The 10,884-nt window shown below is 72.7% G+C and carries 10 protein-coding genes; 1 reads left to right on the top strand and 9 read right to left on the bottom strand.

Annotation, left to right across the window (positions count from 1 at the left end):
• Positions 1-183: 183 nt before the first annotated feature.
• On the bottom strand, positions 184-1,116 hold the full coding sequence (fmt, locus tag IE275_RS11955; RefSeq protein WP_189710707.1) for a methionyl-tRNA formyltransferase: 933 nt from the start codon (positions 1,114-1,116) through the stop codon (positions 184-186).
• Positions 1,117-1,365: 249 nt separating this feature from the next.
• Here fmt and IE275_RS11960 point away from each other — a divergent pair, with 249 nt between their 5' ends.
• Entirely contained in the window at positions 1,366-1,899 is a 534-nt protein-coding gene (locus IE275_RS11960; RefSeq protein ID WP_189710709.1) for a hypothetical protein, read from the top strand.
• 201 nt (positions 1,900-2,100) lie between these two features.
• On the opposite strand, the gene IE275_RS11965 is transcribed toward IE275_RS11960, so the two are convergent.
• The 8 genes from IE275_RS11965 to IE275_RS12000 all read right to left on the bottom strand — a co-directional run bounded on the left by IE275_RS11965 (position 2,101) and on the right by IE275_RS12000 (position 10,857).
• Positions 2,101-4,254: a primosomal protein N' gene (locus IE275_RS11965; protein WP_189710711.1), complete on the bottom strand. Its 2,154-nt coding sequence runs from the start codon at positions 4,252-4,254 to the stop codon at positions 2,101-2,103.
• Positions 4,255-4,525: 271 nt separating this feature from the next.
• Complete coding sequence (gene metK / locus IE275_RS11970) at positions 4,526-5,734, bottom strand: methionine adenosyltransferase (RefSeq protein WP_189710713.1); 1,209 nt, start codon at positions 5,732-5,734, stop codon at positions 4,526-4,528.
• A gap of 240 nt (positions 5,735-5,974) precedes the next feature.
• Complete coding sequence (gene coaBC, locus IE275_RS11975) at positions 5,975-7,177, bottom strand: bifunctional phosphopantothenoylcysteine decarboxylase/phosphopantothenate--cysteine ligase CoaBC (protein WP_189710715.1); 1,203 nt, start codon at positions 7,175-7,177, stop codon at positions 5,975-5,977.
• Between the two features lie 137 nt (positions 7,178-7,314).
• On the bottom strand, positions 7,315-7,587 hold the full coding sequence (rpoZ, locus tag IE275_RS11980; protein WP_067025681.1) for a DNA-directed RNA polymerase subunit omega: 273 nt from the start codon (positions 7,585-7,587) through the stop codon (positions 7,315-7,317).
• A 67-nt stretch (positions 7,588-7,654) separates the two neighbouring features.
• On the bottom strand, positions 7,655-8,248 hold the full coding sequence (gmk, locus tag IE275_RS11985; RefSeq protein WP_189710717.1) for a guanylate kinase: 594 nt from the start codon (positions 8,246-8,248) through the stop codon (positions 7,655-7,657).
• Positions 8,249-8,308: 60 nt separating this feature from the next.
• Complete coding sequence (locus IE275_RS11990) at positions 8,309-8,632, bottom strand: integration host factor (RefSeq protein ID WP_003977346.1); 324 nt, start codon at positions 8,630-8,632, stop codon at positions 8,309-8,311.
• 279 nt (positions 8,633-8,911) lie between these two features.
• Positions 8,912-9,754: an orotidine-5'-phosphate decarboxylase gene (gene pyrF, locus IE275_RS11995; protein WP_189710719.1), complete on the bottom strand. Its 843-nt coding sequence runs from the start codon at positions 9,752-9,754 to the stop codon at positions 8,912-8,914.
• The gene (locus IE275_RS12000) at positions 9,751-10,857 is read right to left on the bottom strand and encodes a quinone-dependent dihydroorotate dehydrogenase (protein WP_189710721.1); all 1,107 of its coding nucleotides are present in this window, start codon (positions 10,855-10,857) and stop codon (positions 9,751-9,753) included. The genes pyrF and IE275_RS12000 overlap by 4 nt, the downstream gene beginning before the upstream one ends.
• Positions 10,858-10,884 lie beyond the last annotated feature (27 nt).

The following is a 10,884-nucleotide window of genomic DNA, read 5'->3' on the forward strand; positions in this document are numbered from 1 at the left end:
CGAGCGAAGCCGAGAGTGGGGGAGCGTGCAGCTGCAAGGCGGAGGAGGGCGGCAACGCGGTGGGGGCACCCCCGGCCGGAGGCTGGGGGACGTTGACAACCGACGACAACGCCGCTGGGGGTCCCCCCTCCGGGGGAGTGCGTGCCAGACCCCGCGCCCCCGGCAAGATCCGAAAGAGAGGCCCTAGTCCCCCAGCCGCTCGCCGTCGCCGATGCGCACCCCGCGGGCCCAGTCGGCCGCCCGCATCGGCTTCTTGCCCTGCGCCTGCACCCACAGCAGCTCGACGGCGTACGACCCGGTGCCGACGTGGACGCTGTTCTTGCCGACCGCGGGCACACCGGGGGCGAGGTCGTCGCGCCCCGGTACGGGCTGGACGTGGATGAGCTTGAGGCGCTCGCCCCGGAAGGTCGTCCAGGCGCCGGGCGCGGGCGTGCAACCACGCACGACGCGGTCGATACGCAGTGCCGGGGTGGCCCAGTCGAGGTGCGCGTCCTCGGTGGTGATCTTCGGCGCGAGGGTGATGCCGTCGTTCGGCTGCGGTACGGCCTTCAGGGCGCCGTCCTCGATCCCGTCCATGGTCGCGGCGAGCAGCCCGGCGCCCGCGAAGGCCAGCCGGGTCAGCAGGTCCCCGCTGGTGTCGGTGGGGCGGATCTCCTCGGTGACGGTGCCGTAGAGCGGGCCGGAGTCGAGACCCTCCTCGATCAGGAAGGTGGAGGCGCCCGTGATCTCGTCGCCCGCCATGATCGAGTGCTGCACGGGCGCGGCGCCGCGCCAGGCGGGCAGCAGCGAGAAGTGCAGGTTGACCCAGCCGCGGGCCGGGATGTCGAGCGCGGCCTTGGGCAGCAGCGCCCCGTAGGCGACGACGGGGCAGCAGTCCGGTGCGATCTCCCTCAGCCGCTCCAGGAACTCCGGGTCCCGGGGCCGCACGGGCTTCAGCACCTCGATGCCGGCCGCCTCGGCCCGCTGGGCCACGGGCGACGCGACCATCCGCCGTCCTCGTCCGGCATGCGCGTCGGGCCGCGTGACGACGGCGGCCACCTCGTGCCGCCCGGAGGCGATCAGAGCGTCCAGAGCGGGAACGGCGACCTCGGGGGTACCGGCGAAGACGAGCTTCATGAAGGGACACGGGCCTCTCGGACGGAACGGACGACGGGCAACGCACAATTTTATGACGACGGACCGGACGGCCGCCGACGGCGGTGACCACGGTGTCGGCGAAGCCGGGGACCGAGCCGCGCACACCCGGCGCGAGGGGGCGTACGCATATGCCCATACGCCCCCACACCGTGACCAGCGGAGCGAACCCGCGTTGGTCAAGAACGAGTTGACTCCCATCTCTTCAACGCCGGTTCGAGAGGCTTGTTCATGGCCGACCATGCAACCCACGACGCCCAGGCCCGGGCCAGCCTGCACTTGCTGGTGCGGGACATCGAGCGGGTCCGCCGGCAGGTGGACGCGCTGCGCACCCTCACCGCCCAGCTGGGCAACGTCTACCGCCCGCGCCGCTCCGGTCCCTCCACGGGCTTCGTCGTCTACGGACGCGCCCCCGCCCCGACCGTCCGCCTCGCGCAGGAGCTGCGGGACAGCGTCGAGACCCTGGTCACCGCGGCGGTGGACTTCGACCGCTCGCTCGGCTTCTCGTGGGACGCGGTGGGCTCCGCGCTCGGCGTCACCAAGCAGGCGGTGCACCGCCGCTACGGCGCCCGCCGCGCCGCCGCACCGGCCGCCACCGAGACCGAGCTCACGCCGGAGCCGACCGGCAGCCGGGCGGTCGGCGTGAACACGGGCATGCCCACGGTCCCCGCCGCCCGCTCGATGCCGACCCAGCCGACGGCGGGCAGCCCGGCGCTGCGCGACGAGGCAAGACCGACCGCGTTCCCCGGCCCCCGCAACGGCTGACCCACCTTTCCCCCTTGCCCCCTTGCCCCCTTGCCCCCTTCCCCCCTTCTGCCCTCTCGGCCCCCTCCCGAGAGGGCAGCCGCGTTCCCGGCCACCGACCGGACCGCCTCACCTCATCCGATCCGGCCCGTCCGATGCCCGTGATCCGATGCCTGATCCGGTACCCGGCTCATCAGACGCCCGGCTCATCCGATGTCCGGCTCATCCGATGTCCGGCGGATCGATCCGCACCCGCACCGCTTCCTCCCCGCCCCGCGCCATCCGCGCCGCCTGCGCCGCCTTCAGGGCCGAGGCCAGCGCCGCGCCCCTCCCCGGCGGCACCCGGATCAGCATCCGCTCCCAGTGCTCGCCCGGCGGCGGCTCCCCCGGTCTGCGGGGCCGCCCGGCAGGGCTGGGCGGCAGCGGGACCGGACCGAGCGTCTCCGCCTCCCCTGGCAGCTCGACCGCCGCCAGGAACGCGGCCACCGCCTCCCCCTTCCCGGACACCGCCGCCATCCGCGAGACCGGCGGGAACCCCAGCTCGGCCCGCTCAGCGAGTTCACGCACAGCGTGACCGACGGGGTCCCACCGCACCAGCGCCTGCACGGGCCGCAGGGTCGGCTCGGCGACGACGACCACCGTCCCGCCGTCCCCCTGCGGCCGCACCAGCGCAGCCGCCGCGATCCACCGCCGCAGCGCGTCCTCCCCGGCCCGCAGGTCGGGCCGGCCGAGCATGGCCCAGCCGTCCAGCAGCAGCGCCGCCGCGTAGCCGCCCTCCGCGACCGGCTCCGCCCCGGGCGTGCTGACCACCAGCGCGGGCGCCCCCGGCACGGTGTCCAGCACATGCTCACGCCCGGACGTCCGCACCGGTACGGCGGGAAAGGCCCGCCCCAGCTCCTCGGCGGTCCGCCTGGCCCCCACGATCTGGGCCCGCAGCCGGAACGACCCGCACTCCGGGCAGTGCCAGGCGCTCTCCTCACGCCCGCACCAGCCGCACCCCAGCGCCCCGCCGTCCCGCGTCTCCAGCGGACCGGAGCAGTGCCGGCAGCGGGCGGCGGCCCGGCACTGCGCGCACGCCATCCGGGGCACGTACCCGCGCCGCGGCACCTGGACCAGCACCGGCCCCTGCCGCAGCCCCTCCCGGACCGTCTGCCAGGCGAGGGTGGGCAGCCGGGCGGCCCGGGCGGCCTCGTCCCGCGCGAGGTCCTGGTCCCCCACCGTCCGCACCAGCGGAGCGGCCCGCCGCACCTGCTCCCGGGCGGCGACCAGCCCCTGCGCCCAGCCGCTCTCCACGAGCTGGGCGGCCTCCACGGTGCAGCTCCAGCCGCCCAGCAGGAAGCCGCACCGGTCCTGCGCGGCCCGCAGCAGCAGCACCTCCCGGGCGTGCGGCTGCGGGGCGTGCTGCTCGCTGTGGCTGTCGTCCCCGTCGTCCCAGAGGGCGACCAGCCCGAGGTTCTGCACCGGAGCGAACATGGCGGCCCGGGTGCCGACCACCGCCCGTACGCTCCCGCGCCGTACGGCGAGCCATTCCCGGTACCGCTTCTCGGGCCCGGCGTCCGCCGTGAGCAGGGCGTGCCGCCCCTCCCCCAGCAACGCCGTCAGCGCGGCGTCGACCCGCGCCGCGGCCCGCCCGTCCGGTACGACGACCAGGGCCCCGCGTCCCGAGGCGAGGGTCGCGGCGACGGCCCGGGCCAGCTCCTCGCTCCACCCGGGCCCCGGCAGCGCGTTCCACACGGCCCGCGGCGTGCCTCCCGACGCCAGGGACTCCAGGAACGCGCTCCCCCGCTCGTACCGCGCCCAGGACCCGGCCTTGGGGGCCGGGGGCGGTGGCAGCGGGGCGGGCGAGGGCCGCTGCTCGGCGCGCGCGTTGCGCGGGGGCACGGCGAGCTGGAGGACGTCCGCGAGGCTCCCCGCGTACCGGTCGGCGACCGCCCGCGCCAGCCCGAGCAGCTCCTCGCCGAGCACGGGTTCGGGCGACACGACCTGGGCGAGCGCCGCGAGCGGCCCGGAGTAGTCGGACGTGGCGAGCCGCTCGACCAGGAAGCCGTCGATGAGCCCGCCGCCCTCGCGCCGCCCCTCCCGCACCCGGCCGCGCCCGGCGCCGAACCGCACGCGCACACGCACCCCGGGCTGCGCCTCGGCGTCCAGTTCGGCGGGCACCGCGTAGTCGAAGTACCGGTCGAGATGGAGGACGCCCTTGTCGACGAGCACCCGCGCGACCGGCAGCTCCCCGGCCAGCGCGGCCCCCCGCCAGGTCCGCGGCTTGGCCCGGGGCTCCTTGGCCCGCCGCACGCTCTCCCGGATCAGCGCGAGCTGTTCGGGCGGCGCGCCCTCCCCGGCCGCGCCACCGCCCCCCTGCCCGTTCTCGCTGCTCACTCCAGCATTCTTACCAAACGCCACCGACAACGCCCCCTCCCGCACACCCCGCTCCCCCTGCGGCCCCGGGCGCCCCCGCGCACGAGCCGTCCGGCGGCCCGACCGCGCTCGCCCCCTCCGGCCCGGGGCGGCCACGAGGAACCGGTCGGCCCGGACGCCGTGCGCGAGCACGTCCTCGGCCGAGCCGGGGCGCGTCCTCGGCCGAGCCGGGAAGACGCCGAAGCCCGGCCTCCCCTCGGGAAGCCGGGCTCCGTGCGTGATCCGTGCGGTCCTACAGGCCCGCGGCCTTGCGCAGCGCCTCCACGCGGTCCGTGCGCTCCCACGTGAAGTCGGGCAGCTCACGGCCGAAGTGACCGTACGCGGCGGTCTGGGCGTAGATCGGGCGCAGCAGGTCGAGGTCGCGGATGATCGCGGCCGGACGCAGGTCGAAGACGTCGTCGATCGCCTTCTCGATCCGGTCGATGTCGATCTGCTCGGTGCCGAAGGTCTCGACGAACAGACCGACCGGCTCGGCCTTGCCGATCGCGTACGCGACCTGGACCTCGCAGCGGGACGCGAGACCCGCGGCGACCACGTTCTTGGCGACCCAGCGCATGGCGTAGGCGGCCGAGCGGTCCACCTTGGACGGGTCCTTGCCGGAGAACGCGCCACCGCCGTGCCGGGCGAAGCCGCCGTAGGTGTCGATGATGATCTTGCGGCCGGTGAGGCCGGCGTCGCCCATCGGGCCACCGATCTCGAAGCGGCCGGTCGGGTTGACCAGCAGCCGGTAGTTCTCGGTGTCGATCTTGATGCCGTCGTCCAGGAGGGCCTTCAGCTCCGGCTCCACGACGAACTCGCGGATGTCGGGGGCGAGCAGCGACTCGAGGTCGATGTCGGACGCGTGCTGCGAGGAGACGACGACCGTGTCGAGGCGGACGGCCTTGTCGCCGTCGTACTCGATGGTGACCTGGGTCTTGCCGTCGGGGCGCAGGTAGGGGATGGTCCCGTTCTTGCGGACGTCCGACAGGCGCTTGGACAGCCGGTGCGCCAGGAAGATCGGCAGCGGCATCAGGGTCGGCGTCTCGTCGGAGGCGTAGCCGAACATCAGGCCCTGGTCGCCGGCGCCCTGACGGTCCAGCTCGTCCTCGTCGCCCTCGACTCGGGACTCGTACGCCGTGTCGACACCCTGGGCGATGTCCGGGGACTGGGCTCCGATGGACACCGAGACGCCGCAGGAGGCGCCGTCGAAGCCCTTCTTGGAGGAGTCGTAGCCGATCTCGAGAATCTTGTCGCGCACGAGCTGCGGGATCGGCGCGTAAGCCTTGGTGGTGACCTCTCCGGCCACGTGCACCAGGCCGGTCGTGATCAGGGTCTCGACGGCGACCCGAGAGGTCGGGTCCTCGCGCAGGAGCGCGTCGAGAATGGTGTCGCTGATCTGGTCAGCGATCTTGTCGGGGTGACCCTCGGTCACGGACTCCGAAGTGAAAAGGCGACGGGACACAACGCTCCCTGGGGTTGCAGCGGCTGCTGGCTGATCATGGGCGGACGGGACGGGGGCTGCGCCCGGCGTCGTCCGAGAAACAGTTTATCGGTCGCGCTCGACCACCGGCCCACCTGTCTCGCCTCTCGGGAGCCCTGTGACCTGCGGCACAGGCATTCTGCCCAATGCCGGGCACCCTTGGCCAGGGTCGCCACGCCCGAATCGAGAGGAGGCAGGAGAACGGCGTAGCGCATCAAACAGTCACGTCAGGCGTGGCGTCACCAGGTCCCACACGATTTCGGCCAGGTTTTCCTTGGGTCCGTGCGGCACGGGGGTCTCGCTGCCGTCGGCGCCCAGGACGACGGCCTCGTTCTCCTCGGAACCGAATGTCCGGCGTTCCCCCACCTCGTTCACGACCAGCAGATCACAGCCTTTGCGGAGCAGCTTCGCCCGGCCGTTGGCCAGCACGTCGTCCGTCTCCGCGGCGAAGCCGACGACCACCTGTCCGGGGCGGGCGCGGTCGGCGGAGATCTCCGCGAGGATGTCCGGATTCCGTACGAGGACGATCGGCTCGGGCTCCTGGCCGTCCTTCTTCTTGATCTTCCCTGTGGCGTATGTCTCGGGGCGGAAGTCGGCCACGGCGGCCGCCATCACGACCGCGTCGGCGTCGGCGGCGGCCTTGAGGACCTCCTCACGCAGCTGCACGGCCGTGCCGACCGGGACGACGTCGACGCCCGCCGGGTCGGGCAGGCCGGTGTTCGCGGCGATCAGCGTGACCCGGGCGCCCCGGGCGGCGGCGGTGCGGGCGAGGGCGTAGCCCTGCTTGCCGGAGGAGCGGTTGCCGAGGAAGCGGACCGGGTCGAGGGGCTCACGGGTGCCGCCGGCGCTGACCACGACATGCCGGCCGCCGAGGTCGGGTTCACGCACGCCCCTGGCCAGGACGCGTCGGCAGACCTCGAAGATCTCGGCGGGGTCGGGCAGCCGGCCCTTGCCGGTGTCGACGCCGGTGAGGCGGCCGACGGCGGGTTCGACGACGACGGCGCCCCGGCGGCGGAGCGTCGCCACGTTCTCCTGGGTGGCCGGGTGCTCCCACATCTCGGTGTGCATGGCGGGGGCGAAGACGACCGGGCAGCGGGCCGTGAGCAGGGTGTTGGTGAGGAGGTCGTCGGCGAGGCCGTGGGCGGCCTTGGCGAGCAGGTCGGCGGTGGCCGGGGCGACGACCACCAGGTCGGCGTGCTGGCCGATGCGGACGTGCGGGACCTCGTGGACGTCGTCCCAGACCTCGGTGGAGACGGGGTTGCCGGAGAGGGCGGACCAGGTGGCGGCGCCCACGAAGTGCAGGGCGGAGGCGGTGGGGACCACCCGCACGTCGTGGCCGGACTCGGTCAGTCTGCGCAGGAGCTCACAGGCCTTGTAGGCGGCGATGCCCCCGCTGACCCCCAGCACGACCTTCGGCTTGTCCACCGTGTCTCCCCGGCTCTCGGCTCGCGTGCGCCAGGCGGCAGCGCACATCCCCATCACACACCACAGGCCCGGCAGTCGCGCTGCCGGGCCTGTGGAAAAGTCAGCTGCAAGCTGAAGGTACTACTACCGCATCGACACTACTGCGCGGGGCCCTCGATGGCCTCGGAGGTCAGCAGGCCCGCGTTGATCTCGCGGAGGGAGATCGAGAGCGGCTTCTCGTGGACGTGGGTGTCCACGAGCGGACCGACGTACTCGAGGAGGCCCTCGCCGAGCTGCGAGTAGTACGCGTTGATCTGGCGGGCCCGCTTGGCCGCGTAGATCACGAGGCTGTACTTCGAGTCGGTGGCCTCGAGGAGCTCGTCGATCGGCGGGTTGATGATGCCCTCGGGCGCGGAGATGGAAGAGGACACGCTCTACCTTCCGATGGATGGGAAAAGAATGGTCGTGATCACGGGGTATGGATCACATTGCCCGTGATCACACAACATCCACCAAGGCTAGCAGCTCACGAGCCACGTCCTCGACGGAGGTGTTGACGAGGGTCACATCGAACTCCGGCTCGGCCGCCAGTTCGATCTTCGCCGCCTTCAGACGGCGCTCGATCACCTCGGGCGCCTCGGTGCCCCGCCCGGTGAGCCGGCGCACCAGCTCCTCCCAGGAGGGAGGGGCCAGGAAGACCAGCCGGGCCTCGGGCATCGACTCGCGGACCTGCCGCGCGCCCTGGAGGTCGATCTCCAGGAGGACGGGCTCACCCGCCTCCAGGCGCTCCAGCACGGCGGCCCGCGGAGTGCCGTAGCGGTTGCCGGCGAACTCGGCCCACTCCAGCAGCTCACCGTTGGCGATCAGCTTGTCCATCTCGTCGTCGGTGACGAAGAAGTAGTGGACTCCGTGCCGCTCGCCGGGCCTGGGCTTGCGGGTCGTCGCCGACACCGAGAGCCAGACCTCGGGGTGTTCCTTGCGCATATGGGCGACGACCGTGCTCTTACCGACCCCTGAGGGGCCGGAGAGCACGGTCAGCCGCGGACGTACGTCCGGGGGCTCGGGGGTCGTCCCCCGGAATGTTGCAGCCATGCAGCGATTATTCCAGCAATCCCGGAGTGCCCGGGACTCCCTTCCCGGCAGTACCCGGGATCAGGAGCCGGTGCTGCCGAACTCACGCTCCAGGGAGGCGATCTGGTTGGAACCGAGACCGCGCACGCGGCGGCTCTCGGAGATGCCGAGTCGCTCCATGATCTGCTTGGCGCGGACCTTGCCCACGCCCGGCAGGGACTCGAGCAGCGCGGAGACCTTCATCTTGCCGATGACGTCGTTCTCCTGGCCCTGCTTGATGACCTCGTGCAGGGAGGCGCCGGAGTGCTTGAGTCGATTCTTGACCTCGGCCCGCTCCCGGCGAGCCGCGGCGGCCTTTTCGAGCGCGGCTGCGCGCTGTTCGGGGGTAAGGGGCGGAAGAGCCACGCCTACGTCACCTCGGATGTCGAACTGTCGGATACGGACCGGTGAGGAACCTAGTCGCCCCTCACCTAGGGAGCTACGAGCAACACGCTCTGCCCGTTCACTCTGCTCGGAGACTAGCGGGCAAGTCCGCCGGAGTCAGCGAGAACAGCGGAAAAGTCCTGGTCAGCCTCTGTCAGGACGGGATATTCCAGACATATTGCCCCGGATTTGAGGATGTATCCAGCCTCAAATCGGCCGGGAGCCACTCATCGGAGGTTTGAAAACTCCCCGGACCGGCTCTCAGGCGGCCGTCAACGTGACGCGGATCTCATCCGCGAAGCGCTGAGCGGCGTCACGCAGTGCGATCACGTCGGGACCGTGGCGCAACACACCCCGGCTGACGTTCGGCACCACGTTGCGCAGCGCGGACCCGAAGACCCGCGGCAGGTCGGCCGGCGTCGCCCCCTGCGCGCCGACTCCGGGCGCGAGCAGCGGACCGTTGATGCCGAGGTCGTACGACGAGAGATCGCCGAGCGTGGCACCGACCACGGCCCCGAAGGAGCCCAGCGGCTCCTCCCCCGCGTTCTCGGCGGCCAGATGCGCCAGCATGGTCGCGCCGACGTCCCGGCCGTCCGCGCGCACCGCGTGCTGGACCTCGCCGCCCTCCGGGTTGGAGGTCAGCGCCAGCACGAACAGGCCGGTGCCGCTCTCCCGGGCCAGTGCCACGGCCGGGCTCAGCGAGCCGTAGCCGAGGTACGGGGAGACCGTGAGGGCGTCGGAGAACAGCGGCGCGTCCTTGTGCAGGAACGACTCGGCGTAGGCGGCCATGGTCGAGCCGATGTCGCCCCGCTTGGCGTCCATGACCACCAGGGCGCCGGCCTCCCGGGCCTCCTGGACCGACTTCTCCAGCACGGCGACCCCGCGCGAGCCGAACCGCTCGAAGAACGCGCTCTGCGGCTTCAGCACGGCGACCCGGTCGGCCATCGCCTCGACGACCGTGCGGCTGAACCGCTCCAGGCCCGCCACGTCGTCGTTCAGGCCCCACTCGGAGAGCAGGGAGGCGTGCGGGTCGATCCCGACGCAGAGCGGGCCGCGCTCGTCCATCGCCCGGCGCAGCCGCGCGCCGAAGGGTTCCAGGGTCATGCCGTCTTCCTCACGTCGGCGCCGACCGCGTCGGCGAGGGTGGCGTAGGGGCTGGTGCGCAGCCGTGCGGCGAGCCCCTTGTGGACGGAACGGCCCCAGAAGGGCCCCTCGTAGATGAAGGCGCTGTAGCCCTGGACGAGCGTGGCACCGGCCAGGATCCGCTGCCAGGCGTCCTCGGCGTTCTCGACGCCGCCGACACCGACCAGGGTGATCCGGTCGCCCACGCGCGCGTAGAGGCGGCGCAGGACCTCCAGGGAGCGGGCCTTGAGCGGCGCCCCGGAGAGTCCGCCGGTCTCCTTGACCAGGGAGGGGTCGGACGTCAGACCGAGCCCCTCACGCGCGATGGTGGTGTTCGTGGCGATGATCCCGTCCAGGCCCAGCTCGACGGCCAGGTCGGCGACCGCGTCCACGTCCTCGTCGGCGAGGTCCGGGGCGATCTTCACCAGCAGCGGGACCCGCCGCGAGCGCACCGTGCGGTCGGCGGCCTCGCGGACGGCGCTCAGCAGCGGCCGCAGCGCCTGGGTGGCCTGGAGGTTGCGCAGGCCCGGCGTGTTCGGCGACGAGACGTTCACGACGAGGTAGTCGGCGTACGGGGCGAGCCGCTCGGTCGACGTCACGTAGTCGCCGACGGCCTCCTCCTCCGCCACGGCCTTGGTCTTGCCGATGTTGACGCCCACGACGGTCCTGAAGACCGGCGTACGGGAGGCCAGGCGCGCGGCGACGGCCAGCGAGCCCTCGTTGTTGAAGCCCATGCGGTTGATGAGCGCCCGGTCCGGCACGAGCCGGAACAGCCGCTTCCTGGGGTTGCCCGGCTGCGCCTCCCCCGTCACCGTGCCGATCTCGACGTGGTCGAAGCCCAGCATCGCCATGCCGTCGATCGCGACGGCGTTCTTGTCGAAGCCGGCGGCGAGCCCGAACGGGCCGTGCATCCGCAGCCCGAAGGCCTCGGTGCGCAGCTCCTTGTGACGGGGGGCGAGGGCGGCCGCGAGGAAGGTGCGCAGGACCGGGACGCGGGCGGCGAGCCGGATCCAGCGGAAGGCCAGGTGGTGCGCCTGCTCGGGGTCCATCCTGGTGAAGACCAGACGGAAGAAAAGCTTGTACATCACTGTGTCCTCATGCAGAGGGGGACA

It is taken from the genome of Streptomyces phaeofaciens (assembly GCF_014648915.1).
GTDB classification, from domain to species: Bacteria; Actinomycetota; Actinomycetes; order Streptomycetales; family Streptomycetaceae; genus Streptomyces; species Streptomyces phaeofaciens.